This window comes from Streptomyces sp. NPDC002671 (genome assembly GCF_053592475.1).
In genome coordinates this window covers 189,701-215,565 of the sequence record NZ_JBSFVU010000002.1, presented here as the reverse complement: position 1 = coordinate 215,565, position 25,865 = coordinate 189,701, and the positions used below count along the sequence as shown (strand labels likewise).

The 25,865-nt window shown below is 71.2% G+C and carries 27 protein-coding genes and 1 pseudogene; 15 read left to right on the top strand and 13 right to left on the bottom strand.

The window, feature by feature from the left end; translation table 11 throughout:
- Nucleotides 1-13: 13 nt before the first annotated feature.
- From ACWD35_RS03710 to ACWD35_RS03685, 6 genes and pseudogenes are all read right to left on the bottom strand, one after another.
- Entirely contained in the window at nt 14-202 is a 189-nt protein-coding gene (locus ACWD35_RS03710; RefSeq protein ID WP_451349500.1) for a hypothetical protein, read from the bottom strand.
- Nucleotides 203-284: 82 nt separating this feature from the next.
- The gene (locus ACWD35_RS03705; RefSeq protein WP_451349709.1) at nt 285-1,025 is read right to left on the bottom strand and encodes an FAD:protein FMN transferase; all 741 of its coding nucleotides are present in this window, start codon (nt 1,023-1,025) and stop codon (nt 285-287) included.
- Between the two features lie 37 nt (nt 1,026-1,062).
- A pseudogene (locus ACWD35_RS03700) lies at nt 1,063-1,491 on the bottom strand (FMN-binding protein); the annotation flags it as partial.
- A gap of 16 nt (nt 1,492-1,507) precedes the next feature.
- Nucleotides 1,508-2,890, bottom strand: coding sequence for a ferredoxin reductase family protein (locus ACWD35_RS03695; protein ID WP_451349499.1), 1,383 nt, complete (start codon nt 2,888-2,890; stop codon nt 1,508-1,510).
- A gap of 59 nt (nt 2,891-2,949) precedes the next feature.
- Nucleotides 2,950-3,429 (bottom strand): FMN-binding protein, encoded by a 480-nt coding sequence (locus ACWD35_RS03690; protein ID WP_451349498.1) that lies wholly within the window; start codon nt 3,427-3,429, stop codon nt 2,950-2,952.
- A 10-nt stretch (nt 3,430-3,439) separates the two neighbouring features.
- On the bottom strand, nt 3,440-4,792 hold the full coding sequence (locus ACWD35_RS03685; protein WP_451349497.1) for a ferredoxin reductase family protein: 1,353 nt from the start codon (nt 4,790-4,792) through the stop codon (nt 3,440-3,442).
- A gap of 140 nt (nt 4,793-4,932) precedes the next feature.
- Here ACWD35_RS03685 and ACWD35_RS03680 point away from each other — a divergent pair, with 140 nt between their 5' ends.
- Both ACWD35_RS03680 and ACWD35_RS03675 read left to right on the top strand, forming a co-directional pair.
- Nucleotides 4,933-5,676, top strand: a complete 744-nt coding sequence (locus ACWD35_RS03680) for a response regulator transcription factor (RefSeq protein ID WP_451349496.1) — start codon at nt 4,933-4,935, stop codon at nt 5,674-5,676.
- A gap of 5 nt (nt 5,677-5,681) precedes the next feature.
- Nucleotides 5,682-7,139 carry a sensor histidine kinase gene (locus ACWD35_RS03675; protein WP_451349495.1) on the top strand — a complete coding sequence of 486 codons (1,458 nt, stop codon included), beginning with the start codon at nt 5,682-5,684 and terminating at the stop codon, nt 7,137-7,139.
- A 1-nt stretch (nt 7,140) separates the two neighbouring features.
- On the opposite strand, the gene ACWD35_RS03670 is transcribed toward ACWD35_RS03675, so the two are convergent.
- The 3 genes from ACWD35_RS03670 to ACWD35_RS03660 form a co-directional block, all read right to left on the bottom strand.
- Nucleotides 7,141-7,362 (bottom strand): hypothetical protein, encoded by a 222-nt coding sequence (locus ACWD35_RS03670; protein WP_451349494.1) that lies wholly within the window; start codon nt 7,360-7,362, stop codon nt 7,141-7,143.
- A gap of 5 nt (nt 7,363-7,367) precedes the next feature.
- Entirely contained in the window at nt 7,368-7,658 is a 291-nt protein-coding gene (locus ACWD35_RS03665) for a hypothetical protein (protein ID WP_451349493.1), read from the bottom strand.
- A 105-nt stretch (nt 7,659-7,763) separates the two neighbouring features.
- Nucleotides 7,764-8,351: a pyridoxamine 5'-phosphate oxidase family protein gene (locus tag ACWD35_RS03660; RefSeq protein WP_451349492.1), complete on the bottom strand. Its 588-nt coding sequence runs from the start codon at nt 8,349-8,351 to the stop codon at nt 7,764-7,766.
- A gap of 114 nt (nt 8,352-8,465) precedes the next feature.
- Here ACWD35_RS03660 and ACWD35_RS03655 point away from each other — a divergent pair, with 114 nt between their 5' ends.
- From ACWD35_RS03655 to ACWD35_RS03635, 5 genes are all read left to right on the top strand, one after another.
- A complete protein-coding gene (locus tag ACWD35_RS03655; protein ID WP_451349491.1) occupies nt 8,466-9,683 on the top strand; it encodes an argininosuccinate synthase in 1,218 nt (405 codons plus the stop codon).
- Nucleotides 9,684-9,730: 47 nt separating this feature from the next.
- Nucleotides 9,731-11,158 carry an argininosuccinate lyase gene (argH, locus tag ACWD35_RS03650; protein ID WP_451349490.1) on the top strand — a complete coding sequence of 476 codons (1,428 nt, stop codon included), beginning with the start codon at nt 9,731-9,733 and terminating at the stop codon, nt 11,156-11,158.
- 97 nt (nt 11,159-11,255) lie between these two features.
- Nucleotides 11,256-12,227 carry an aldo/keto reductase gene (locus ACWD35_RS03645; RefSeq protein ID WP_451349489.1) on the top strand — a complete coding sequence of 324 codons (972 nt, stop codon included), beginning with the start codon at nt 11,256-11,258 and terminating at the stop codon, nt 12,225-12,227.
- A gap of 84 nt (nt 12,228-12,311) precedes the next feature.
- Nucleotides 12,312-12,863 (top strand): TetR/AcrR family transcriptional regulator, encoded by a 552-nt coding sequence (locus tag ACWD35_RS03640; RefSeq protein ID WP_451349488.1) that lies wholly within the window; start codon nt 12,312-12,314, stop codon nt 12,861-12,863.
- Nucleotides 12,860-14,380: an MFS transporter gene (locus tag ACWD35_RS03635; RefSeq protein ID WP_451349487.1), complete on the top strand. Its 1,521-nt coding sequence runs from the start codon at nt 12,860-12,862 to the stop codon at nt 14,378-14,380. Before ACWD35_RS03640 ends, ACWD35_RS03635 begins: the two co-directional genes overlap by 4 nt.
- A gap of 19 nt (nt 14,381-14,399) precedes the next feature.
- Here ACWD35_RS03635 and ACWD35_RS03630 read toward each other — a convergent pair whose 3' ends face one another.
- Complete coding sequence (locus tag ACWD35_RS03630) at nt 14,400-16,085, bottom strand: multicopper oxidase family protein (RefSeq protein WP_451349486.1); 1,686 nt, start codon at nt 16,083-16,085, stop codon at nt 14,400-14,402.
- Between the two features lie 146 nt (nt 16,086-16,231).
- Complete coding sequence (locus ACWD35_RS03625; RefSeq protein ID WP_451349708.1) at nt 16,232-16,903, bottom strand: lysophospholipid acyltransferase family protein; 672 nt, start codon at nt 16,901-16,903, stop codon at nt 16,232-16,234.
- A gap of 352 nt (nt 16,904-17,255) precedes the next feature.
- Here ACWD35_RS03625 and ACWD35_RS03620 point away from each other — a divergent pair, with 352 nt between their 5' ends.
- The 3 genes from ACWD35_RS03620 (at nt 17,256) to ACWD35_RS03610 (ending at nt 19,625) form a co-directional block, all read left to right on the top strand.
- Entirely contained in the window at nt 17,256-18,431 is a 1,176-nt protein-coding gene (locus tag ACWD35_RS03620; protein ID WP_451349485.1) for a glycerophosphodiester phosphodiesterase, read from the top strand.
- Nucleotides 18,432-18,575: 144 nt separating this feature from the next.
- On the top strand, nt 18,576-19,082 hold the full coding sequence (locus ACWD35_RS03615; protein WP_451349707.1) for an RNA polymerase sigma factor: 507 nt from the start codon (nt 18,576-18,578) through the stop codon (nt 19,080-19,082).
- A 45-nt stretch (nt 19,083-19,127) separates the two neighbouring features.
- The gene (locus tag ACWD35_RS03610; RefSeq protein WP_451349706.1) at nt 19,128-19,625 is read left to right on the top strand and encodes a GNAT family N-acetyltransferase; all 498 of its coding nucleotides are present in this window, start codon (nt 19,128-19,130) and stop codon (nt 19,623-19,625) included.
- On the opposite strand, the gene ACWD35_RS03605 is transcribed toward ACWD35_RS03610, so the two are convergent.
- Entirely contained in the window at nt 19,615-20,034 is a 420-nt protein-coding gene (locus ACWD35_RS03605; RefSeq protein WP_451349484.1) for a hypothetical protein, read from the bottom strand. The genes ACWD35_RS03610 and ACWD35_RS03605 overlap by 11 nt on opposite strands.
- A gap of 1 nt (nt 20,035) precedes the next feature.
- Nucleotides 20,036-20,395: a hypothetical protein gene (locus ACWD35_RS03600; protein WP_451349483.1), complete on the bottom strand. Its 360-nt coding sequence runs from the start codon at nt 20,393-20,395 to the stop codon at nt 20,036-20,038.
- A 530-nt stretch (nt 20,396-20,925) separates the two neighbouring features.
- Here ACWD35_RS03600 and ACWD35_RS03595 point away from each other — a divergent pair.
- The 5 genes from ACWD35_RS03595 (at nt 20,926) to cbiE (ending at nt 25,729) form a co-directional block, all read left to right on the top strand.
- The gene (locus ACWD35_RS03595; protein WP_451349482.1) at nt 20,926-21,960 is read left to right on the top strand and encodes a methionine ABC transporter ATP-binding protein; all 1,035 of its coding nucleotides are present in this window, start codon (nt 20,926-20,928) and stop codon (nt 21,958-21,960) included.
- A 20-nt stretch (nt 21,961-21,980) separates the two neighbouring features.
- Nucleotides 21,981-22,703, top strand: a complete 723-nt coding sequence (locus tag ACWD35_RS03590) for a methionine ABC transporter permease (protein WP_451349705.1) — start codon at nt 21,981-21,983, stop codon at nt 22,701-22,703.
- Between the two features lie 68 nt (nt 22,704-22,771).
- On the top strand, nt 22,772-23,605 hold the full coding sequence (locus ACWD35_RS03585; protein WP_451349481.1) for a MetQ/NlpA family ABC transporter substrate-binding protein: 834 nt from the start codon (nt 22,772-22,774) through the stop codon (nt 23,603-23,605).
- A gap of 142 nt (nt 23,606-23,747) precedes the next feature.
- A complete protein-coding gene (locus tag ACWD35_RS03580) occupies nt 23,748-24,386 on the top strand; it encodes a GNAT family N-acetyltransferase (protein WP_451349480.1) in 639 nt (212 codons plus the stop codon).
- A 119-nt stretch (nt 24,387-24,505) separates the two neighbouring features.
- Nucleotides 24,506-25,729: a precorrin-6y C5,15-methyltransferase (decarboxylating) subunit CbiE gene (gene cbiE, locus ACWD35_RS03575; RefSeq protein WP_451349479.1), complete on the top strand. Its 1,224-nt coding sequence runs from the start codon at nt 24,506-24,508 to the stop codon at nt 25,727-25,729.
- Nucleotides 25,730-25,865 lie beyond the last annotated feature (136 nt).

The following is a 25,865-nucleotide window of genomic DNA, read 5'->3' as shown; positions in this document are numbered from 1 at the left end:
GCCCTCCATGGGATCAGTAACCGCCGTGTCCGTGGCCGTGTCCGTGGCCATGTCCGTGGCTGTGTCCGTGACCGTGACCGCGGCCGTGGCGGCCGTTGTGGTCGTGGTCGCCGTGGTCGTGCCCATGCCGGCCGTCGTCGCGCGAGGAGTCCCTCTCGTCGTCGTGGCGCATGGCGGGCATGAGGCGGCTGAAGATAGCCATATGCGTGCCTCCTGAAACTTGCTTCCCCTGGGATACGTCTCAGGGCGGAAGCCGGATGGCGGTTCGGGCAAAAAAGCCGTTCTCAGCCGAGCCGGGCCGCCAGCCCGCCGGTGCAGCGGACCTCGTCGCCCGCGGTGATCAGCAGCGCTTCGGTGTCCGGCAGCGACTCCAGCCACGCCAGTCCCGCCCGCGAACCCATCGCGAACGCCGCCGTCGCCCAGCAGTCCACCCAGGTCAGGCGGGGTCCCACGACCGTCACCGCCAGCAGGTCGGTGACGGCGGGCCTGCCGGTGCGCGGGTCCACGATGTGCTCGCCGCGCTCGGCCGTACCGGAGGTCGCCACCGCCAGTTCCGGGACTCCGGCCGCCGAGATCACCGCCGCGAGACCACCCGGCCGCAGCGGGTCCGACACTCCGGTCCGCCAGGCCCGGTGCGGCTCGGGCACGCCGAGAAGCTGAACGTCCCCGCCGCCGTTCACGCTGACCCCGCACACGCCGTCCACCGCGGCCAGCAGCCGCGCGGCCCGCTCGGCCGCCCAGCCCTTGACGATGCCGGTGGGATCCAGTGCGCCCCGGTACCGGGTGCTGAACCAGCCCTCGCTCACCCGCTCCGCCTCGGCCGCCAGCTCCAGCACCTCGGTCAGCTCGGGGGCGCACTCGGCCGGGGTCAGCTCGCCGCGCGCCAGCCGGGACACCTCGCTGTCCTCGCGGTACGTGCTGAAGACGGCGTCCGCCCGGTGCAGCCCCGCGACCGCCTCCCGCAGGGCCGCCCGCACCGCACCGGGTTCGCCGCCGCGCACGTCGAAGGAGAAGACGGTCCCCATGACCTCCTCCGCGTGGCGCATCGCGGCCTCAGCCACCGGCCCGGTCCAGAGCCGACTGCAGCGACTGTCTGTAGCCGGTGCTGGTGTAGGTCGCTCCGGACACCGTGTCGATCCGCGCGCTCTGCGCCGCCACGGCCTCCTGGTTGAGTTTCGGGATCGCCATCGCCGTCTTCTGGTCGCTCAGCCCGCCCCTGGGCGCCTGTACCGCCTCCGCTTTGATGAGCTTCCCGCCGCTCACCGTGATCCGCACCTGGACCGGCCCCTTCTGGGTCTGGGCCACGCTTCCGGTGAACGTACGGCCCTGCTGACCGCCCTGCTGCGCCTGGCTCTGGCCCGCGACCGACGCGTTCGCCGGGTCCGGCGCGGGTTTCAGCGACGCGGGCTTCAGCGACAGCAACAGGACGACACCGGACACGGTCGCGGCCGTGGCCAGCACGACCCGCCGTACGGGATGGCTCTTCCTCATCGCGTGGCAGCTCCGCTCACAACTCGAACGACTCGTGGTGGATGCGGCGCGCGGGAACCCCCGCGCCGCGCAGGGCCTCGTACACGGACCGCGCGAACCCGGGCGGGCCGCACAGGAAGACGTCGTGCCGGTCGATGTCCGGGATCTTCCGCTCCAGGTTCTCCGCGGAGATGTCCGGACGTTCGCCGTCCGGGCTGTTGACCGCGTACATCAGCCGGGCGCCCCGCTCCCCGGCGATCGCGGCCAGTTCGTCCCACAGCGCCAGGTCCTCGGTGCTGTCGGCCCGGTAGAGCAGGGTGAGGTCACCGGCCGCCCCGGGGAGCGTCTCGAACAGCGCCCGCATCGGCGTGATGCCGACCCCGCCCGCGACCAACAGCACCTTGCCCTGGCTGCGCCGCTGCGCGGTGAGCGCCCCGTACGGTCCCTCGGCCCACACCTTGGTGCCTGGGCGCAGCTCGCGCAGCCGGGCGCTGTGGTTGCCGAGCGCCTTGACGGTGATCCGCAGCGTGCCGGGGCGGGGAGCCGCGGAGAGGGAGTACGGGTGCGAGCTGAACCGCAGCCCGGGTGCGAGGAACCGCCAGCGGAAGAACTGGCCCGCCTCAGCGCCCATCCGGTGCAGCTTCCGCCCACCGATCAGCACCGACACCACGCCCGGCGCCTCCTCGACGACGGCCTCCACACGCAACCGGTGCCGCAGGTTCAGCCGGACGGGAGTGAGGATCCGGTACCAGACCAGCAGCGCGGTGACCGTGCCGTACAGGCCGTACCAGAAGGTTTTGGCCACGGGCTCGACCGCGAACTCGTTGCCGTTGCTGATCTGGTGCCAGAACGTCAGGAACACCGCCGCGTACATCAGCAGATGGACGTGGTACCAGAGGTCGTACGGCAGCCTGCGGCGGATCCCGCTGATCGACATCAGCCCGATCAGCAGGAACAGGGACGCGCCGACGGCTGCCTTGCCCATGTCCGGCAGGTCGTTGACGGAGTCGACGGTCTGCTGCACGATGTCGCCGAGCGACCGGCCCGCCTGGAGCGCGTACCCCCACATGGTGAGGAAGACGTGGGCGAGGATCAGGCAGAGCGTGTAACGGCCGCTCATCGCGTGCCAGCGGGCCACCCGGTCGGAGCCGACGCGCCGCTCCAGCGCCGGGACGCGCGCCATCTGGAGCACGACCAGCGCCATCAGATAGCCGGCCAGCAGTCCGGTGATCCGGCCCGCGTTCAGGACTCTGGCGTCGTCGTCCGCGATGGACGGCGTGGTGTGCCACCACAGCCCCAGCACCGCCGCCCCGCCGGCTCCGACGGCGAGCAGCAGCGGGACGGCCGGGGAGCGGCGGGGGCGGATGCGGCGCATCGTCTGCCGGCGGGCTGCGCGTCCGCCTGCGAGCGTGGTGGTCACGGTTCCTCCGTGGGGACTTGACCCTCGGCCCACAGATACGTGCCGCGTCCGCCGACTGTTCAGAGCCCCGCGGAGTCGAGCGCGGACTGGAGCGACTGGCGGTATCCGTCACTGGTGTACGTCGCTCCCGACACCGTGTCGATCTGCGCGCTCTGGGCGGCCAGCGCCTCGCGCCGCAACCGGGGCAGGGCGCGGCTGTTGATCTCCTGGTCGCGCGGATTGCCCTGCGGGTAGCTGACGGCGGCGACCTCGGTGAGCCTGCCGCCCTTGACCGTGACCCGCACCTGCACCGGGCCCCAGCGGGTCTGGACGGTGTCCCCGGTGGCCGTCCTGGCCGCCGAGATGGTGGCTCCGCCAGGGGTCGCAGAGCTGCTTCCGCTGCTCGGGCTGCTCGACCGCGTGGGCGGATTGGCGCTCGCCGCCACCACCGTGGGAGTGGTGTGCGGCTTCAGCGACAGCAGCAGCACCATTCCGGAGACGGTGGCCGCACTCGCCAGCACGATGCGGCGGAAAGGACGGTTCTTCTTCAACGCGTGCACGGGCATCGCCTCACAGCTCGAACGACTCGTGGTGGATGCGGCGGTCCGGCACCCCGGCCGTCCGCAGCGCTGCGTACAGGTCCTGGGCGAAGCCGTGCGGGCCGCAGATGTAGACGTCGTGGCCGCGCAGTCCGGGGAAGGCCGCGCACAGCGCCTCCGCGGTGATGGCCGGGCGCTCGCCGCGGGGCCCGTTGAGCGCGTACAGCACCTGGGCGCCCCGCCGGCGGGCGATCGCCTCCAGCTCGCCGCCCAGCGCCAGGTCCTCGGCGGTGCGCGCCCGGTACAGCAGGGTGACCTCACCGGGCAGGGTCTCGAACAGGGCCCGTAGCGGGGTGACGCCGACGCCCGCCGCGATCAGCAGGGCCCGGTGGCCGGTGGCCCGGTCGGCGGTCAGCGAGCCGTACGGGCCCTCGGCCCACACCCTGGTGCCCGGCCGCAGCAGCGGGACGGCCGCGCTGTGGTCGCCGAGCGTCTTCACGGTGATCCGCAGCAGGCCGGGGCGCGCCGGCGCCGACAGCGAGTACGGTGTCGACGTCCAGCCCAGGCCCTCGCCGAGGAACCGCCAGCGGAAGAACTGCCCCGGCCGCGCCCCCAGTTCGTCGAGCCGCCGTCCGCGTATCACGACCGAGTACACGCCGGGCGCCTCCCGGTGCACCGAGTCCACGCGCGGCCGGTGCCGCAGGTTGAGCCGCACGGGGGCGAGGACGCGGTACCAGAGCACCAGCGCCGCGACGCCCAGGTAGAGCACGTACCAGGCGGCGGTGGCCACCGGCCGGCCGCTGAACTGCTCACCCAGGGCCAGCTGGTGCCCGAAGGCCAGGAAGACGGCCGCGTACGTGAGCAGGTGGACGTAGTACCAGAACTCGTACCGGGTGCGGCGGCGCGCGGCCCGCACCGAGGTGAGGCCGACCGCGAGGAGGATCACCGTGGCGGCGGTGGCCTTGAGCATCTCCGGGTAGTCCAGGACGACGGTCACCGTCTCGTGCCACAGGGAAGCCCGGTCCTGGGCGGCGTACCCGGCGAGGACCAGCCCGACGTGCACGGCGAGCAGGCAGACGGTGTACCGGCCCGCCATGGCGTGCCAGCGGGCCACCCGGTCGGAGCCGATGCGCACCTCCAGCAGCGGGACCCGCGCCATCAGGCCGACCACCACCGCGCAGGCGTAGCCGCAGAGCAGTCCGGCGATCCGCCCGGCCCCGGTCAGCCAGCCCGCCGTACCGACCACGGAGCCGGTGTCCGCCCACCACAGCGCGATCACGGCGGCGGCCCCGGCCCACAGCAGAGCCAGTACCGGCCCGGCCGGGGAGCGCCGGCCGGTCAGGGGGAGCAGTGGGGCGGCCCGCCCCGCGTGCAGGGTGGTCATGCGTGCCGTCCCTTCGTTCGTCGTGCCAGGCCACTGTGCGTGCCGAACCTCTGAGGGACCTGTGAGCGGGGTCATTCAGAGGAAACTCACAGCCGCCCCCGGCACCGTTCGCGCCCGGCGCGGGCGATGCTGGGGACGCGATGAACACGACGACCCGCTCCGGCCGCCCGGTCCTCACCCGACCCGACGGCACCCCGCTGCGCGTCCTCGTCGTGGACGACGACCCCGACCTCGCGGAGGTGCTGACCGGCGCCCTGCGGTACGAGGGCTGGCAGGTGCGTGCCGCGGGCGACGGCGCTGCCGCCCTCGCCGTGGCGCGCGAGCTGCTGCCCGACGCCGTCGTGCTGGACGTGATGCTCCCGGACACCGACGGCTTCGCCGTGCTGCGCCGGCTGCACGAGGTGCTGCCGGACGTGTGTGTGCTCTTCCTCACGGCCCGGGACGCGGTGGAGGACCGGATCGCGGGCATCACGGCCGGCGGCGACGACTACGTCACCAAGCCGTTCAGCCTGGAGGAGGTCGTCGCCCGGCTGCGCGGGCTGCTGCGCCGCGCGGGCATGGCCCGCCGGCCGGAGGAGGGGCCGCGGCTGGTCGTGGGTGACCTGGTCATGGACGAGGAGGCCCGCGAGGTGACCCGGGCCGGCGAGCTGATCGAACTCTCGCCGACCGAGTTCGAACTCCTCCGCTTCCTCATGCGCAATCCGCGCCGCGTCCTCAGCAAGGCCCAGATCCTCGACCGGGTCTGGTCCTACGATTTCGGCGGCCGGGCCCACGTGGTCGAGCTGTACATCTCCTACCTGCGCAAGAAGGTGGACGCGGGCCGCGAACCCATGATCCACACCGTGCGCGGGGCGGGCTACGTCCTGAAGCCGGTGACCAGGTGATCTCCATGGGACAGCTGCCCCGCCCGCGCACCCTGCGCGCCCGCCTCACCGTGGGCCTGGTGGTCCTGCTCGCGGTCAGCTGCGCGGCCGTCGGACTCGCCGCCGTCCTCGAACTGGACGGCTTCCTCACCCGGCGCCTGGACGAGCAACTCGTCCAGGTCGGCACCCGCTTCCCGGAGAGCCTGGAGCACAAGGGGCCGCCGCACGACGACCACGACGGCGACGAACACGGCGACACCCGCACCCAGGCCACCGGCACCTTCGGCGCCCGCCTGGTCGACGGCACCGTCACCAACAAGGCCGTCGTCCGCTCCGGCGACCCGGCCGCCGACCTGAGCGTCGACCTGACCGCCGCGGACCGCAGCGTGCTGGCCGCGCTACCGGTGGACGGCAGGCCACACTCCATCGGCCTGTCCGCCCTCGACGACTACCGGGTGATCGCCACCCGGGGCCGGGACGGCGACGTACTGGTCGTCGGCCTGCCGCTGGAGCCGGTGCGGGCCGCCGTCCACCGGCTGGAACTGGTGGCCGCGATCGTCTTCGGCCTGGCGCTCGTCGCGACGGGTGCGGCCGGGGCACTGTGGGTGCGCTGGTCGCTGCGACCGCTCAGCCGGGTCGCCGCCACCGCCACCCGGGTCAGTGAACTTCCGCTGGCCAGCGGCGAGGTCGCCCTGCCGTCCCGCGCCCCGGAACTCGACGCCCGCAGCGAGATCGGCCAGGTGGCAGCGGCCTTCAACCGGATGCTGGGCCATGTCGAGGGCGCCCTGACCAAACGCCACGCGAGTGAGGAGCGGCTGCGCCGCTTCGCCGCCGACGCCAGCCACGAGCTGCGCACCCCGGTGGCCTCGGTGCGCGGCCACGCCGAACTGGCCCTCCTGCACCCGGGCCCGGTGCCCCCCGAGGTCACCCGGGCCCTGGAACGCATCACCGCCGAGTCCTCCCGTCTGGGCGAGATGGTCGACGACCTCCTCCTGCTGGCCCGCCTCGACGCGGGCCGCCCGCTGGAGCGCGCGCCGGTGGACCTCACGCGGCTGGTCCTGGACGCGGTGACGGACGCCCGCGCGGCCGGCCCCGGCCACCGCTGGATGCTGGACCTCCCGGAGGACCCGGTCACGGTCCCCGGCGACGCCCATCGTCTCCATCAGGCGCTGGCCAACCTGCTGGCCAACGCGCGTCTGCACACGCCCGTGGGCACGAAGGTGACGGTCACTCTGGAGACCGAGGGCGGCTCGGCCCGCCTCTCGGTCCATGACGACGGCCCCGGCGTCCCCGAGGACGTCCAGCCGCACGTCTTCGAGCGCTTCACGCGAGCGGAACACCGCCGCCACCCCGGTGCCTCCGGCGGCGGAGCGGGGCTGGGACTGTCGATCGTGGCGGCGGTGGTGGAGGCCCACGGGGGGACCGTGCGGCTGGAGAGCGCCCCGGGGGCGACGACGTTCACGGTGGAACTTCCGGCCACGTGAGTCACGGGTCGGTGACCGCACCGCATGCACGCGCCGGCACCACCGACAACACAGTCCTCACCGGCACCACCGCCCGCTTCTGGCTGTCCGTCCGCAGCGCCACACCATCCGGCCCGGAACCGAGGAACTGCCCGCAGCGCTCGCCGCTCGCCGTCACCACCCGGACGAGATGATCCGGGGACGAACCGGTCGTCACCCAGGCGACCAGCACGGCCGCGGCCACCAGCGTCACCTCGCACACGCAGCACACGGCGGCCTGGAGCAGCCGTTCGCAGACGCGGTCGATCTCGCCGCCTCCAGCCAGGCTGCGAGCAGGGGACGGCCGCCGCAGATCTCCCGCGCTCTGGTCTCGGCCTCGGCGTACGCGGTGTCGGTGCGGCAGGCGTCGATGAGCCACAGCACGGTACCCGCCGGGCAGTCCGCCGGCAGGGGACTGATGTGGGCCGGCAGCAGTGAATCCGTGTACGGGGCACGCCACTTGCCGTCGGACGGGGGCGCGGCGTCGGCCGGGACGTCCATGTCCCTCGTCCCCCTCCCACGAACAGGAGAACATGATGGCGCCGCGCACGGACAGCGAGTGCACGGCGGCGCTCAGTAGTGCAGGACTCGGACGGTGGGCCTGGCTCAGACGGTGGACGGGGGCAGTGGGAGCGGCAGCCCGGGCAGTCCGTCCAGGCTCGTCGCGACGTGCTCCTTCTTCTCGAAGTAGGCGCTCAGCGAGGTGTCGTCCTCGCGGGCGAACCGCTTGCCGTGCAGGTCGCGGTCCTCCTCGTACGCCATGAAGGGGACGGCGTAGCCGCAGGTGTCCCGGACCAGCTCGGCGTGGACGACGATGATCGCGCGCAGCCCGTGCGGGCGGTGGTCGATGCCGGGGAAACGGGTGAGCAGCTCCCCGAAGCGGGGGTCGTCGCGGAAGACCGGCTCGCCCCGGCCGTGCACCCGCACGATGTCGGGCGGGCCCTGGAAGGCGCACCACATGAGGGTGATTCGGCCGTTCTCGCGCAGGTGGGCGATGGTCTCCGCGTTGGATCCGGCGAAGTCCAGGTAGGCCACGGTCAGTTCGTCGAGCACGACGAAGGAGCCTTTGAGACCCTTGGGGGAGAGGTTGACCGTGCCGTCACCGGACAGCGGCGCCGTCGCGGTGAAGAACATGGGCTGCTCCTCGATGAAGGTTCGCAGCCGGCCGTCTATGCGCTCATAAGTCTTTCCCATGACTAAGGATTATCGCCAAAACTCCTTCGACTGTCTAAGGAATTCTCGATTGACGAATCATGCAGAGTTCTGCATACTCATGCATGTCAGTGCTTGCAGTGTGAGGAGAAACCCGTGGCCGAGCGCGTCGTACTCGCCTACTCGGGCGGTCTGGACACCTCCGTCGCCATCGGCTGGATCGCCGAGGAGACGGGCGCCGAGGTCATCGCCGTCGCGGTGGACGTCGGCCAGGGCGGCGAGGACCTGGACGTCATCCGCAAGCGCGCCCTCGCCTGCGGAGCCGTCGAGGCCGAGGTCGCGGACGCCAGGGACGAGTTCGCCGACGAGTACTGCCTCCCGGCGATCAAGGCCAACGCCCTCTACATGGACCGCTACCCGCTGGTCTCCGCCCTCTCCCGGCCGGCGATCGTCAAGCACCTCGTCGCCGCCGCCGAGAAGCACGGCGCCACGACCGTCGCCCACGGCTGCACCGGCAAGGGCAACGACCAGGTCCGCTTCGAGGCCGGCATCGTCGCCCTCGCCCCCGACCTGAAGTGCATCGCCCCGGTCCGCGACTACGCGATGACCCGGGACAAGGCGATCGCCTTCTGCGAGGCCAAGCAGCTCCCGATCGCCACCACCAAGAAGTCCCCGTACTCCATCGACCAGAACGTCTTCGGGCGCGCGGTCGAGACGGGCTTCCTGGAGGACATCTGGAACGCGCCGATCGAGGACATCTACGAGTACACCCAGAACCCGGCCGTCGCGCGGGAGCCCGACGAGGTGGTCATCACCTTCAAGCAGGGCGTCCCCGTCGCCGTCGACGGCAAGCCGGTGACCGTGCTCCAGGCGATCCAGCAGCTCAACGAGCGCGCCGGCGCCCAGGGCGTCGGCCGGATCGACATGGTCGAGGACCGCCTCGTCGGCATCAAGTCCCGCGAGGTGTACGAGGCCCCGGGCGCCATCGCGCTGATCACGGCCCACCAGGAGCTGGAGAACGTCACCGTCGAGCGCGAACTCGCCCGCTACAAGCGGCAGGTCGAGCAGCGCTGGGGCGAACTGGTCTACGACGGCCAGTGGTTCTCCCCGCTCAAGCGCGCCCTGGAGGGCTTCGTCAACGAGGCCAACGAGCATGTGAGCGGCGACATCCGGATGACCCTGCACGGCGGACGCGCGGTCGTCACCGGCCGGCGCTCCGAGGAGGCGCTGTACGACTTCCACCTCGCCACCTACGACACCGGCGACACCTTCGACCAGTCCGCGGCCAAGGGCTTCATCGACATCTACAGCATGTCGTCGAAGCTCGCGGCACGGCGTGATCTGCAGGCAGAGCCTGACGTGGACCTCGCGTGAGCGTAACCTCGCGCCACACCGACCAACCCTCCCTAGGAGCAGCGCAAGTGAGCAGCAACAGCGGTGACGTACGGCTCTGGGGCGGCCGTTTCGCCGACGGTCCCGCCGAGGCCCTGGCGAAGCTGTCCGCGTCCGTCCACTTCGACTGGCGGCTCGCGCCCTACGACCTCGCCGGTTCGCGTGCCCACGCGCGTGTGCTGCACAAGGCGGGCCTGCTCACCGAGGACGAGCTGACCCGGATGCTCGCGGGGCTCGACCAGCTGGAAGCGGACGTCGCGGACGGCTCCTTCGTGGGCACCATCGCCGACGAGGACGTCCACACCGCCCTGGAGCGCGGCCTGCTGGAGCGCCTCGGCCCCGACCTCGGCGGCAAACTGCGCGCCGGCCGGTCGCGCAACGACCAGGTCGCGACCCTCTTCCGGATGTACCTCAGGGACCACGCCCGTACGATCGGCGGCCTGATCGCCGACCTCCAGGACGCCCTGATCGGCCTCGCCGAGGCCCACCCGGACGTGGCGATGCCCGGCCGCACCCACCTCCAGCACGCCCAGCCGGTGCTCTTCGCCCACCACGTCCTCGCCCACGTCCAGTCCCTGTCCCGGGACGCCGAGCGGCTGCGCCAGTGGGACGAGCGGACGGCCGTGTCGCCGTACGGCTCCGGCGCCCTCGCGGGCTCCTCCCTCGGCCTCGACCCGGAGGCCGTCGCCGAGGACCTCGGCTTCGAGCACGGCAGTGTCGGCAACTCCATCGACGGCACGGCCTCCCGTGACTTCGTCGCCGAGTTCGCCTTCATCACCGCGATGATCGGGGTCAACCTCTCCCGGATCGCCGAGGAGATCATCATCTGGAACACGAAGGAGTTCTCCTTCGTCACCCTGCACGACGCGTTTTCCACGGGTTCGTCGATCATGCCGCAGAAGAAGAACCCGGACATCGCCGAGCTGGCGCGCGGCAAGTCCGGCCGGCTGATCGGCAACCTGACGGGCCTGATGGCCACCCTGAAGGCCCTGCCGCTCGCCTACAACCGCGACCTCCAGGAGGACAAGGAGCCGGTCTTCGACTCCTGCGACCAGCTGGAGGTGCTCCTCCCCGCCTTCACCGGCATGATCGCCACGCTCACGGTCAACCGCGAGCGCATGGAGGAGCTGGCCCCGGCCGGTTTCTCGCTCGCCACCGACATCGCCGAGTGGCTGGTCAAGCAGGGCGTGCCGTTCCGCGTGGCTCACGAGGTCGCGGGGGAGTGCGTGAAGGTCGCCGAGGCCGAGGGCAAGGAGCTGGACGACCTCACGGACGAGCAGTTCGCGAAGATCTCCGCGCATCTCACTCCGGAGGTCCGCACGGTCCTCAACGTCCCCGGCGCCCTCGCCTCCCGTAACGGCCGCGGCGGCACGGCACCGAGCGCGGTCGCCGTCCAGCTCGCCGAGGTCAAGGCGGACGTGGCGGCACAGCACGGGTGGGCCGACGCCAAGAAGTAGCGGTCCGGAGTCGTAGAAGCAGCGGGTCCGGTGTCGTAGGGGCATCGCGGGTTAGGTTGGTCGGGAGCCCTAAGGAGCCGACCGAACGGAGCCCGCGATGCCCTTCGCCCGACTGGCCTCAGCCACGACTCCCACCTGCCACATCGGCCTGGGGCTCGCCGCCGTCGGCCGTCCCGGCTACATCAACCTGGGCCGCGAGGAGGACCTCGGAGACAACCGCAGCGTCGAGGCCCTGCGCGAGCGCACCCACGAACTCCTCGACGCCGCCTACGCCCAGGGCGTGCGCTACTTCGACGTCGCCCGCTCCTACGGCCGTTCGGAGGAGTTCCTCGCCGGCTGGCTGAACGCCCACCCCGAGGTCGACGACGTCGTCGTCGGCAGCAAGTGGGGCTACACCTACACCGCCGGCTGGTCCACCGACGCCGAACAGCACGAGGTCAAGGACCACAGCGCCGCCACCTACGAGCGGCAGCGCGCCGAGACCGACGCCCTGCTCGGCGACCGGCTCGACCTCTACCAGATCCACTCGGTGACCCCGGACAGCCCGGCCCTCACCGACAAGGACCTCCACGCGAAGCTGGCGGAGGCCGCCGCCGGCGGTCTGACCATCGGCTTCTCCACCAGCGGCCCCGAGCAGGCCGACACGATCCGCGCCGCCCTCGCCGTGACCATCGACGGCGAGCCCCTCTTCCGTACGGTCCAGTCGACGTACAACGCGCTGGAGACCTCGGCCGGTCCCGCGCTCGCCGAGGCGCACGACGCCGGTCTCACGGTGATCGTCAAGGAGGGCATGGCGAACGGCCGGCTGGCCGAGCCGCACGCGCCGGACGTGCTGAAGACCGTGGCCGACGAGAACTTCCTCGGCTGTGACGCCGTGGCCCTCGGCCTGATCCTGCGCCGGCCCTGGGCCGGGGTCGTCCTCTCGGGCGCCGCGACGGTCACCCAGCTCGCCTCCAACCTGCACGCCCCCGTGGTCGACCTGGACGAGGACCAGCTGACCCGGCTGGCCACCCTGGTGGAGGACCCCCGCGCCTACTGGGAGCAGCGGGGCCGGCTGCCCTGGCACTGACGGGCCCTGCCCGCTGACCAGCATCGATGAGTCACACATGCCTATGGTGAGACAAGGATGTCTCACATGGGTTAACCTTGTCTCATGGCCCTGGATCGTGACCACGTGCTGCGCAGCGCAGCCGCCCTGCTGACCCGCAAGTCCACCGCGACCATGGACGAGGTCGCCAAGGCCGCCGGGATCAGCCGGGCCACGCTGCACCGCCACTTCGCCGGGCGCTTCGCGCTCGTACGGGCCCTGGAGGAGCTCGGCATCGCGGAGTGCGACGCGGCGCTGGACCGGGCCCGGCTGGACGAAGGGCCCGCGAGCGAGGCCGTACGCAGGATGGTGCGCGAGATCGAGCCCTCCGCCGGGCTGCTCGCCTTCCTGTACGGCGAGAGCCAGCTGTGGGAGGGCGACCTCCAGAACGAAAGCTGGCAGCAGCTGGACGCCCGCATCAGCGGGGTCTTCCAGCGCGGTCAGCAGAGCGGCGAGCTGCGGATCGACCTCACTCCCGTCTGGCTCACCGAGGCGCTGTACGGACTGATCGCCTCCTGCGCCTGGGCCACCCTGGACGGCCGCGTGGCCTCCCGGGACTTCCCGACGATGGTCGCCGAGCTGTTGCTCGGCGGCGCACTACGAAGAGAGGAACCATGACCAGCACCTTGCAGCCGGCCGGCACGGCGGCGGAGCAGCGTCAGGGCCGCTGGCTCGCGCTTTCCGTCCTCGTCCTGGCCGTGCTGCTGGTGGCCGTCGACGCCACCGTCCTCGGCCTGGCGACCCCCTACATCACCGAAGACCTCAACCCCTCCGGCACCCAGCTCCTGTGGATCGGCGACGTCTACTCCTTCGTCATCGCCGGTCTGCTCGTCTCCATGGGCAGCCTCGGCGACCGCATCGGCCGCAAGCGCATCCTGCTCGTCGGTGCCACGGCGTTCGGCGCGATATCCGTCCTGAACGCCTACGCGACGACACCCGAACTCATGATCCTGGCGCGGGCGTTGCTCGGTGTCGCGGGCGCGACCCTGATGCCCGCCACCCTCGCCCTGATCCGCAACCTCTTCCACGACCCGCGCGAGCGCAGCCTCGCCGTCGGCATCTGGGGCGCGACCGCCTCCGCGGGTACGGCCGTCGGCCCGATCGCGGGCGGCTTCCTCCTCGAACACTTCTGGTGGGGCTCGGTCTTCCTGATCAACCTGCCGGTGATGGCGGTCCTGGTGCTCGTCGGCATCCGCACCCTGCCCGAGTCCCGCAACCCGAACCCCGGCCCCTGGGACCTGGCCGGCGTCGTGCTGTCGCTCGTCGGCGTGATCGGCCTCGTGTACGCGGTCAAGGAGGCCGCGACCCATGGCTTCACCTGGTCCACGGTGGGTGCCGGCCTGCTGGGCGCAGCCGCCCTCTACGGCTTCGTCCACCGCCAGCTCACCATGCCTACCCCGCTGTTGGACATGCGGCTGTTCCGGCGCCGCGGCTTCAGCGGAGCGGTCCTCGCCGACCTGCTGACCGTCCTCGGCATGTCCGGCCTGGTGTTCTTCCTCTCCCAGTACCTGCAACTCGTCCAGGGCAGGCGCCCGTTCGAGGCGGGCCTGGCCGAACTGCCCGCCGCCGTCGGCGCGGTGGCGGCCGGCCTGGTCGCGGGCCGGGCCGCCCGGCGCTTCTCGGTGCGGGTGGTGGTCTCGGGCGGCCTGGCAGCGGTGGGCCTGGCCCTGGCCGCACTCACGACCCTGGGTGTGTCCACGGGCTACCCGGTGCTCGGCGCCGCCCTCCTGGTCGTCGGCATCGGCGCGGGCTTCTCGTTCACGGTCACCGCGGACGTCATCCTGTCCACGGTCCCCAAGGACCAGGCAGGCGCTGCCTCGGCCGTCTCCGAAACGGCCTACGAACTGGGCGCGGCCCTGGGCATCGCCCTGCTCGGCTCGATCGTGACGGGCGTCTACCGCGACTTCACGGGCCCGGCCGGAACCCCGGCAGAGGCCCATGAGTCGCTGGGGGCGGCGGTGGAAGCGTCGCGGAACATGCCGGCGCATTCGGCGGAGGCCATGCTCGAAGCGGCACGGGACTCCTTCGTGCACGGCCTGCACCTGGCCTCCGGCGCGGGAGCGGCAGTCCTGCTGGCAACGGCGGCGGCAGCCTGGTTCCTGCTGAGGGGGCAGAAACTGGAGAACGCCGGGTAAGGGCGAACCGCCCCGGACCTCACTTCTTGTACCCGAGGATCGTCATCATCCCGCCCTCCGAGTGGTACTGGTTGTGACAGTGCAGCATCCACAACCCGGGATTGTCGGCGTAGAAGTCGACCACCAGCTTCCGGTGCGGCAGCACGATCGCGGTGTCCTTGCGCGCGCCCACCGCATCCAGACCGGTCAGCGCGAAGGTGTGCCCGTGCAGGTGCAGCGGGTGCCACATGTCGGTCGCGTTGATGAGGGTGAGCCTTACCCGCTCACCGAACCGGACGGGGTGCCGCTCCCGCACGTCGTAGGGCCGGTGGTCGAACCCCCAGTTGTACTTGTGCATGTTGCCGGTGACCCGGATCCGTAGCTCGCGGTCGGGGTGGTCGTCGTCGAAGGCAACGGCGTCGTCCGGAACGAGACGGCGCGCGGGGACGCACTTCCCGTCGAGCTCGTCCGGGCGGGCGTCGAGGGCGGGAAGACGATTGCCCTTGTCGGTGCGCAGGACGGCGACGGCGGCCCTGCCGGGCTTGCCCTCGGGCTCGGCGACCAGGGGGAAGACGCCGTCCCGGGCGGTGATCAGGACGTCGTACCGCTCGGCCATGCCGATGAGCAGGGCGTCGGTCTTCTTGTGCTGCACGGGATAGCCGTCGGTGTGCGTGACGGTCATCCTGTGGTCGCCCAGCGCGACCCGGAACGCCGTTTCGGAACCGGCGTTGATGATGCGCAGCCGGACGCGCTCGCCGGGACGGCAGCGGAACACCGAGGGGTTGCCGGGCAGGCGCCCGTTGGCCAGGTAGTAGGGGTAGGCGACGCTGCCGGCCTCCGAGTGGAGCATCTTGCTGTGCGAGTGGTGCAGGATCCGGGAGGGGCTCGCCGACTTCCTGGACGGGGACGGGGACGGCGAGGGGCGCATGCCCGCCGATCCGCCGGCACGCCGGCTGCCGTGTCCGGGGCCCATCGCCATGCCGCCCATCTTCCCGGACGAGCCGGGCATGAGCTCGGCGAACACCTGGTCGGGGGTGGAGCCGTCCACGCCGTCGAGCCAGTCGTCCAGGACGACGATCCATTCCTTGTCGTAGTGGAGGGGCTCTTTGGGGTCGTCGACGATCAGCGTCGCGTACAGGGCACGGTCGGCCTGGACGCCCTGGTGCGAGTGGAGCAGGTACGTTCCCGGGTGGGGGACCTTGAAGCGGTAATCGAAGTCCGCCCCGGGGGGGATGGCCAGCTGGGTCAGGTCCGGAGCGCCGTCCATGTCGCAGCGCAGGCGCACCCCGTGGGAGTGCAGGGTGGTCTTGGTGGGAAGCCGGTTGGCGAGGGTGAGGCTGAGCACGTCACCGGCGGTGACGCGCACCAGCGGGCCCGGCAGAGTCTCGTTGTACGCCCAGGTCCGGACGGACCGCCCGCCCAGGTCCAGCATGGACTCGGCAGCCGTGAACCTGACAGTGCGCAGGGGGCCGGGCCCGCGTTTCCGCTCGGCGGCACGGACCTCCGGATCCGACGGATTCACGTATCCCGCGGGCCCCTGCGGGACGAACGCCGGCGGGTCGGACTCCTTCTCGATGCCCGCGCGTCCGGAGCCCGAGCGGGGCTCGGAGCCGGTGCCGGAACGGGAACCGGTGCCTGCGCCGGAACCGGAGCAGGCACCCAGGAGCCCCGCGCCGGCGGCGGCGAACGGGGCACGGAGCACGGTACGGCGGGAAGCTTTCTGCATGTCTGAATAAGACATGATGTGTGCTCATATGGCCGGTTAATACGGCCGAATGCCGGATGTATCGGGGGGAGATTCCTTCGGCGGGCGGACGGGCGCGAGCCACTGCGCCGGTCCGCCGGAAGGCGCTCGACAGGTACCCGAAGGGGTTACGCGGCCTTCGCCTTCGTGGCGTACATGTCCACGTACTCCTGCCCGGAGAGCCGCATGACCTCGGCCATCACCGAGTCGGTCACGGCCCGGAGCACGTAACGGTCCCGGTCCATCCCCTCGTAGCGGGAGAACTCCATGGCCGTGCCGAAGCGGACGGTCACCCGGCCCGGGCGCGGGATGCCCCGGCCTCCCGGCTGCAGCTTGTCCGTGCCGATCATCGCGAACGGCACCACTGGCGCACCCGTCATCAGCGTCAGCCGCGCGATACCCGTGCGCCCCCGGTACAGGCGGCCGTCGGGCGAGCGCGTGCCCTCCGGGTAGATCCCGAAGATCTTGCCCTCCTCCAGGATCCGCCGACCCGTCATCAGCGCGGCGACGCCGCCGTTGGCGCCGTCCCGGTCCACCGGGATCATGCCGACGCCGGTGAAGAACCACGCCATCAGGCGGCCCTTGATGCCCTTGCCGGTGACGTACTCGTCCTTGCCGATGAAGAAGACCTGCCGCTTCGTCACGACCGGCAGCACGATCGAGTCGATGAACGTCAGGTGATTACCGGCCAGAATGACCGGCCCGTCCCCCGGGATGTGCTCCGCGCCCTCCACCTGTGGGCGGAACATCAGACGCATGATCGGTCCGAGCACTGCCTTGATGAGCGCGAAGCGGGACAACGGGTCCTCCGACGTCAAGGTGAGCGTTATGAGTCTGTGCAGGTGAGGACATTACTCGCGGCTTCGCGGGTAACGCACATCGGGAGCGGCCGGTTCACCGATGTCTTACGCACTGTTGACACGGGTTTACCTGCGGTGGCGCGTAGGTGGCCACGCGGAGCGCGCGGGCGGCGATGTGACGGACATCGCCCTCTCCCATCCGACAGCCGACGTCACCCAGGTGTTCGAACCGAGGTCTCCCGTCCGTCATGTGGACACCCCTACGATCGCCGGGCACTGACGAGAACTCACGAGATCGGCCCGCACGGAAGACGCGGACGGCAGGAAGACGCGGACGGCAGGAGGGGCGCCCATGGACAGCGACCAGAGGAACGGGCAGACGCAGGGAACCGGACGGCGGGCGCTTCTCGGCGCCGCGGTGCTCGGCGCGGGCGGAGCGGTCCTCGGGCTGCCCGGCGCGGCCCGGGCGGCCGAGGCCCGGACGACCGGATACGCCGGCCGCGGGCTGAAGAGCCTGCCGGTGCCGACGATCATCGGCCACCGGGGTGCCAGCGGCTACCGCCCCGAGCACACCTTCGGCTCGTACAACCTCGCCCTCGACCTCGGCGCCGACGTGGTGGAGGCCGGTGACCTGGTGCCCACCAAGGACGGGCATCTGGTGTGCCGGCACGAGCCGGAGATCGGCGGCACGACCGACGTCGCCGCCCACCCCGAGTTCGCCGACCGCAAGACCACCAAGGTCGTCGACGGCGTGTCCGTCACCGGCTGGTTCACCGAGGACTTCACGCTCGCCGAGCTGAAGACCCTCCGTGCCGTCGAGCGCATCCCGGCCAACCGGCCGCACAACACGCTCTACAACGGACGTTGGGAGATACCCACCTTCGAAGAGGTCCTGCAGTGGCAGGACGAGCAGACCCGCAAGCGCGGCAAGCAGGTCTGGATCTACCCCGAGACCAAGCACCCCACCTACTTCCGCAAGCTGGGCCTCGGCCTGGAGGAGCGGGTGGCGAAGCTGCTGCGCAAGTACGGCAAGGACAGCCGGTACTCGCCGGTCATCCTGCAGTCCTTCGAGCCGAGCAGCATCCAGAAGCTGAACCAGCTGGTCGACAACCCGCTCGTCGTCCTGCTCTCCTCGGCGACCAGCCGCCCCTACGACTTCGTCGAGGCGGGCGACCCGCGCACGGTGGCCGACCTGATCACGCCCGCGGGCCTGCGCGAGATAGCCGGCTACGCGCAGGGCATCGGCCCCACGCTGGACCTGGTCATCCCCAAGAACGCCGACGGCACCCTGGGCCGGCCGACCACGCTGGTCGCCGACGCGCACAAGGTGGGCCTGGTCCTGCACCCGTACACCATGCGCAACGAGAACCCCTTCCTGCCGGCGGAGTACCGCAAGGGCACCGCGGCGGACGCCTACGGTGACCCCTTCGGCGCCTTCAGGACGTACTTCGCGACCGGCATCGACGGCGTCTTCACCGACAACGCCGACACCGGTGTGCTCGCCCGCGCCGACTTCCAGGCCGGCTGAGCCCCGACCGCTCAGCCTGAAACGCTCAGTCTGGTCCACTGAGCCCGGCCCGCCGCGTCAACGGCGGAGCCAAACCGCACCCCGTTCGGGGTGACTACGAGCCGCCCCGGCAACCTGCCGCCGGGGCGGTTCGTCGTTCCGCATATGACGCCCGACTTGGTAGCCGCCCTGAGCCCGCTGCTCACCGCCGAGGCCTCCGCCGAGGCATATGCCTCCGGAGGCGAGCCGGCCGACCTGGAGCAGGCCGTCTGGCTCCGGCTGCTGGAGCGGCTGGCGGCGGACCGGCCGCCGCTGGATCCGCAGGGCTGGCTGCGCAAGGCCGTTCGCGCCGAGGCGCGCCGCAGCCGCCGCACCTCCCGCCTCGAGCGGCCGTACGACTTCGAGCCGGCCGACGACACCCGGCCCGGCCCCGAACAGTCCGTCATCACCGCCGCCCGGCACCGCGCCCTGCGGGAGGCGGTCCGCCGTCTGCCCGGCCGCTGCCCGCGGCTTCTGGAGGCGCTGCTGTCCCCGAAGGACCTGACATACCGGGAGATCGCGGGGGAGTTGGGTATCTCACAGGGCAGCCTCGGACCGGAACGTTCCAGATGTCTCGGTTGTCTGCGGCGATTGCTCACACCGGAGGTTGCGGCTCTCGAAGCGCGGGGATAGGAGTGAGGGACGACAGGTGATCAGGTGAGCGGGAGGCATGCGCACATGGGCATGAGCGTGACCATCTCGGTGGCGACCGAGCAGGATGCGGAGCAGATCTTCAAGCTCCAGTACCTGTGCTTCCAGAGCGAGGCGGCGCTGTACGGCAACTACCGCATCGACCCGCTCGTCCAGAGTCTCGACTCGGTCCGCCAGGAGGTCGCCGCCGACTGCGTCATCGTCGCCCGGCTCGGCGAGGAGGTCGTCGGCTCGGTGCGCGGCAAGGCCGACGAGGACGGCTCGGCGGACATCGCCCGGCTGTGCGTCCACCCGCGCCTGCAGGGCCACGGCATCGGCGCGAGGCTGCTGCGCGCGGCGGAGACGGCGCTGGCCGAGCAGCGCGGCGCCACCAGGTTCCGCCTCCACACCGGCTACCGCAGCGAGGGCAACCTGCGCCTGTACCGCCGGGTGGGCTACGAGGCGGTGGGCCGGACCAAGGGCGCCGACGGCGTCGAGCTGATCGTGCTGGAGAAGCCGGCCGGGGCGTACGCGACTACGGCGTGACGGCGTTCCGCGCCTTGCGCAGCCAGTAGATCGCCGACAGCGGCAGCAGCACCGGAATGAAGATGTAGCCCATGCCGTAGTCCGACCACACGGTCGCGTCCGGGAAGGCCGACGGCTCGATCAGGGTCCAGGTGCCTACGATCAGCACACCCGCGAGTTCGGCGGCACAGCACACCAGTGCCGCCCTGCGGGCCGTGTCCCCGCCGCGGACCAGCGTGTAGGTGATGAACCCGTACACCACGCCCGCCACCGCCGACAGCGAGTACGCCAGCGGCGCCCGGTCGAAGTCCGTCGCGATCTGGTACGCGGAGCGCGACACCGCGCCCACCACCATCACGCCGTAGAACCAGACGAGCAGCAGCCCCGGCCCGCCGATCAGCCGGCCCGGCTTCTCCTCCACCGACGTCATCTCAGCCTCCCCAGATGTCGTACAGCCGCACTTCGAGGACGGCCAGCACGAAAGCGCCCGCAGCCGCCGTCACCGAGCCCCATTTCGTGCGCTCGCTCAGCGACATGAGTCCCGCCGCCGGAATGCACGCGAACGCCCCCACCAGATACGCCACGTAGATCGTCGTACCCTGCTCCGGCTTCCCGCCCCGCGCGAGCTGCACGATCCCGGCCACCAGCTGGACCAGGGAGAGCAGCCAGACCACGGCCATGCCGATGAAGTGCCAGTCCTTGGTCGGCTGGTCGCGATAGGCGGCCCAGCCGCACCAGGCGGCGAGGAGCAGCGCGGCGACCCCGGTCGCCAGCGTCAGGGCATAGAGCATGCCGAGACCTTATTACGGCCGAAACGACCGGCCGCCGCCGACCCCGCACCTCGACTCCGGCCCGTGGCGTTGGCCACAGCCATCGGGCCGAGGAGCTGGATGCCGGCCTGGTGGTCAGGGACCTGTCGGCCTTGTCCGCACTGGTCACCGACGCGGGCGTGGCGATCGCCGTCCGGGACCGAGCGGCGGCTGAGGGGTGTCCACGACTGTCCAGTATGCGGACAGCGGCGGCCTGTCAGCACCGTACGTCTGGTTTACTGATCGCATGAGCACGACGAGCAGCCGCACCCTTGCGACCGAGGCGACCATGACGCCCGGTGCTCGTTGTATGTGTCGCATGATGCGCCGAATGTGCGCCTTCTAGAGGGCCCCCGCATCACCTGAGCCTCGCGCCCCGAAGCGAGAGCCGTGGCACGTCCGTGCGCCGTAGGCCGTACGAGACGCACGCACCACTCCTTTCCATGCCTGAACCGCATGCACACGTGCCCGGGCACACCCACGCCCGCGTACTCGACAGTGACGGAAATCCTGTGATCACCACATCGGGCCTGACCAAGGTCTACCGCTCCCGCGGCAAAGAGGTCACCGCCCTCGACGGCGTCGACCTTCACGTCCGCGAAGGCGAGGTCTACGGCGTCATCGGCCAGTCCGGCGCCGGCAAGTCCTCGCTCATCCGCTGCGTCAACCTGCTCGAGCGTCCGACATCCGGGACGGTGACCGTCGCCGGACAGAACCTCACCGCCCTCGCCGGGCGCGGCCCCCGGGCGGGCAGGGAACTGCGCCAGGCCCGCAGCCGGATCGGCATGGTCTTCCAGCACTTCAACCTGCTGTCCTCCCGGACCGTCCAGGAAAACATCGAGCTGCCGCTCGAGATCCTCGGCAAGTCCGGCAAGGAACGCTCCCGCAAGGCGCTCGAACTCCTCGACCTGGTCGGCCTCGCCGACAAGGCCAAGGCCTACCCGGCCCAGCTCTCCGGCGGCCAGAAGCAGCGCGTCGGCATCGCCCGCGCCCTCGCCGGCGACCCCAAGGTGCTGCTGTCCGACGAGGCCACCAGCGCCCTCGACCCGGAGACCACCCGCTCCATCCTCCAGCTGCTGCGCGACCTGAACCGGCAGCTGGGCCTGACCGTCCTGCTCATCACGCACGAGATGGACGTCGTCAAGAGCATCTGCGACTCGGCCGCGCTCATGGAGAAGGGCGGCATCGTCGAGTCCGGCACCGTCAGCGAGCTGCTGGCCACCCCCGGCTCCGAGCTGGCCGCCGCGCTGTTCCCGGTGGGCGGCGAGGCCTCCGGCGCCGACCGGACCGTCGTCGACGTCACCTTCCACGGCGAGGCCGCGACCCAGCCGGTCATCTCCCAGCTGTCGCGCACCTACAACATCGACATCTCGATCCTCGGCGCCGCCATCGACACCGTCGGCGGCCTCCAGGTCGGCCGCATGCGCATCGAACTGCCCGGCCGCTACGAGGACAACGTGGTGCCGATCGGGTTCCTGCGCGAACAGGGCCTGCAGATCGACGTACTGGGCCACGAGGCTCTGCTGGTGAAGGAAGGTGCCAAGTGACCGGGACCGATTGGTCTGAGATGCAGCCCCTGCTGTCCCAGGCGAGCTGGGACACGCTCTACATGGTCGGCTGGTCCACGCTGATCGCTGTCGTCGGCGGGCTCCCGCTCGGCATCCTGCTCGTCCTCACGGACCGGGGCGGACTTCTGCAGAACCTCGTCGCCAACAAGGTGATCGGGCAGATCGTGAACGTCGCCCGCTCGATGCCGTTCATCATCCTGATGGTCGCGCTGATGGGCTTCACCCGCTCGATCACCGGGACGACCATCGGCCGCGAGGCCGCCATCGTGCCGCTCGCCATCGGCGCCATCCCGTTCTTCGCCCGCCTGGTCGAGACGGCTGTCCGTGAAGTGGACGGCGGGCTCGTCGAGGCCGTGCAGTCGATGGGCGGCAACACCTGGACCGTCGTACGGAAGGTGCTCGTACCGGAGTCCCTGCCGTCCCTCATCTCCAGCACCACGACCACGGTCGTCGCCCTCATCGGCTACTCCGCCATGGCCGGCACGGTCGGCGCCGGCGGCCTCGGCGACATCGCCATCCGCTACGGCTACCAGCGCTTCGAGACGCAGCTGATGTGGATCACCGTGGCGATCCTCGCCGTCGTCATCTCGGTCATCCAGTTCGCCGGCGACTTCGCGGCCCGCTCGCTGCACCACCGGGGCGGACGCTCCGGCCCGGCGCCGAAGCTGCGGCTGCTGAAGACCAAGGAGCCGACGGCGTCCGAGGTCGACAAGGTCGCGTAACGCGGCACCCCAGAACTCCCCGTCCACCCAAGACGGGGTCGCACCACCCTTAAGGAAAGGCACTTTTCGTGCGTAACACCGCCAAGATCACCGCCGCTGTCCTCGCCGCCGGAGCCCTCACCGCCGGGCTCACCGCCTGCGGCTCGGGCAAGGACTCCTCTTCCTCCGCCGACTACAAGGGCCCGCTGGTCGTCGCCGCGAGCCCCACCCCGCACGCCGAGATCCTGAACTTCGTCAAGGACCACCTGGCGAAGAAGGCGGGTCTCGACCTGGAGGTCAAGGAGTTCCAGGACTACATCGTGCCGAACACGGCGACCGAGGACGGCTCGGTGGACGCCAACTACTTCCAGAACCAGCCGTACCTCGACGACTTCAACAAGAAGCGCGGCACCCACATCGTGCCCGTCGTCACGGTGCACCTGGAGCCGCTCGGCCTCTACTCCCACAAGGTGAAGAAGGCCGACGCCCTCAAGAGCGGTGCGACCATCGCCGTCCCGAACGACGCAGTCAACGAGGCCCGCGCCCTGAAGCTGCTCGCCGACAACGGGCTCATCACCCTCAAGGCCGGCGCCGGCACCGAGGCGACCCCGCAGGACATCGCCAAGAACCCCAAGAACCTCAAGTTCAAGGAGGTCGAGGCGGCCCAGACCCCGCGCTCCCTGGACGACGTGGACGCGGCCGTGGTCAACGGCAACTACGCCATCTCCGCCGGCCTCAAGCCCGCCAAGGACGCCCTCGTCCTGGAGTCCGCGAAGAACAACCCGTACGGCAACTTCCTCGCGGTCAAGAAGGGCAACGAGAAGGACCCGCGCGTGAAGAAGCTCGCGCAGCTCCTCACCTCGCCCGAGGTCAAGAAGTTCATCGAGGACAAGTACCAGGGTTCGGTCATCGCGTCCTTCTGAGCCGGCCGCTCCCCCAGCGGGGTCCACTCCCTCACAGGGTGTGGACCCCGTTGTGCGGTTCGGTGGTTTCATGCTGCATGCTGGGCAGTTCAGCGGGGCCTGACGGTCTCTCACGGATTTTCCGAAGGTTACGGAGCGGCGCATGACTAGCACCTTCCCCAACATCTCCATCAGCACGGAGCGGTTGGTGCTGCGTCCCCTCGACGAGGACGACGTGCCCGCTCTGGCCGAGATGATGAACGACGAGCAGGTCGGCGCCTGGACCGACGTCCCGCAGCCCTACTCCGAGGACGCCGCCCGGGGCTGGGTGACCGAGTACGCCCCCGCCGAGCGCACCGGGGGCCGCGGCCTCGACCTCGCCGTCACCGAGTTCCTCACCCAGCGCCTGGTCGGCATCGTCCAGCTCGCCAAGACCAACTGGCACGTCCGGTCCACCGAGCTGTCGTACATCGTCGCCCCCTGGGCCCGCGGCGAGGGCTACGCCTCCGAGGCCGCGCTCGCCACCGCCCAATGGCTCTTCGGCGACCAGAAGTTCGAGCGCATCGAGCTGCGCACCGCCGCCGACAACACCGCCTCCCAGCAGGTCGCCCAGAAGATCGGCTGCATCAGCGAGGGCGTGCTGCGCAACGCCTGCATAGCGCACTTCCGGGGCGAGGACGGCACCTGGACCGACCTGCGCACCGACTACATCGTGTGGAGCCTCCTCCCGGAGGACCTGGAGGGCGCCGAGGGGCAGCTCGCCGACACCGGAGGGTTCACCGCCTACTCCGACTGGAACTGAGGCGCGCCGCCACGGCCCGGCCTAGCCGCGCGGCCGGCAGCTCCACCAGGTACGCTCACGAAGCCGGCCTCCGGGCCCCATACCCCTGACGACCTGCGAAAACCTGGAGACTGACGACGATGGCCGACCGGGTCACGGTGATCGGCTGGGACGGCTCGCCCCTGACCGAGGCGGCCCGCGCCGCCCTCGGCGCCGCCACGCTCGTGGCGGGCGCGGCCCACCACCTGGCACTGCCCGAGGTCCCGCCCGCCGCCGAACGCGTCCGCCTCGGCAGCGTCGCGCTCGCCGCCCGCCGCATCGCCGGCCACCGCGGCACCGCCGTGGTGTTCGCCGACGGCGACCCCGGCTTCTTCGGTGTCGTACGCACCCTGCGCGCGCCGGAGTTCGGCCTGGAGGTCGAGGTCGTCCCCGCCGTCTCCTCCGTCGCCGCCGCCTTCGCCCGCGCCGGCATGCCCTGGGACGACGCCCAGGTGGTCGTCGCCCACCCGCGCACCCTGCGCCGGGCCGTGAATGTGTGCCGGGCCCACACCAAGGTCGCCGTCCTCACCGCACCCGGCGCCGGCCCCGCCGAACTCGGACTGCTGCTCGACGGGGTCCACCGGACCTTCGTGATCTGCGAGGAACTGGGCACCGAACGCGAACAGGTCACCGTCGTCACCTCCGACAACGCCGCCGACCACTCCTGGCGCGACCCGAACGTCGTCATCGTCATCGGCGGACCCGCCGGACCAGGTGTCCCGGCGGAGGGCGGCGGCTGGATCGCCGGACGCGACCCGGGCACCGGCCCGCGCGGCTGGGTCCAGCCCGACGAGACGTACGGCGCCCTCGGCGAGGGTGAGACGGAACTGCTCCGCGCCGCCCAACTCGCGCGCCTCGGGCCCCGGGTCGGCGACCTCGTCTGGGACATCGGCTGCGGCGGCGGCGCGTTCGCCACCGAGGCCGCGCGCGCCGGAGCCGCCGTCATCGCCGTCGACCGGGACGCCGACGCCTGCGCCCGCACCACAGCCTCCGCGCGCCGCTTCGGCGTCCAGCTCCAGGTCGTCCACGGCACGGCCCCGCACGTCCTCGAAAACCTGCCCGAACCGGACGTCGTACGGGTGGGCGGCGGGGGAGCGGCCGTCGTCTCCGCGGTCGCCGACCGCCGCCCGCAGCGCATCGTCACGCACGCCGCGACCCGGGACGCCGCCGAACTCGTGGGCCGCGACCTGACCGAGCACGGATACCAGGTCGAGTGCGCCCTGCTCCAGTCCGTCGAACTCGACACCCGGGCCTGGACGGAGACCGAACGGAATGTGGCGTTCCTGCTCGCAGGGGAATTGCCGCGGCGCGAAGCGTCTCGTTGAGGGCTGGTGGTCGGGCGGCGGGCGGGCACTCCCGGAATGCGCCCCGTGATCCTGTTGTCGTACTGCGCGCGGTAGGCTGGCCGATCGTTGTACCGCACCGGGTGGCCCGGAAATTCGTTCGCCAATGTCCGGAAAA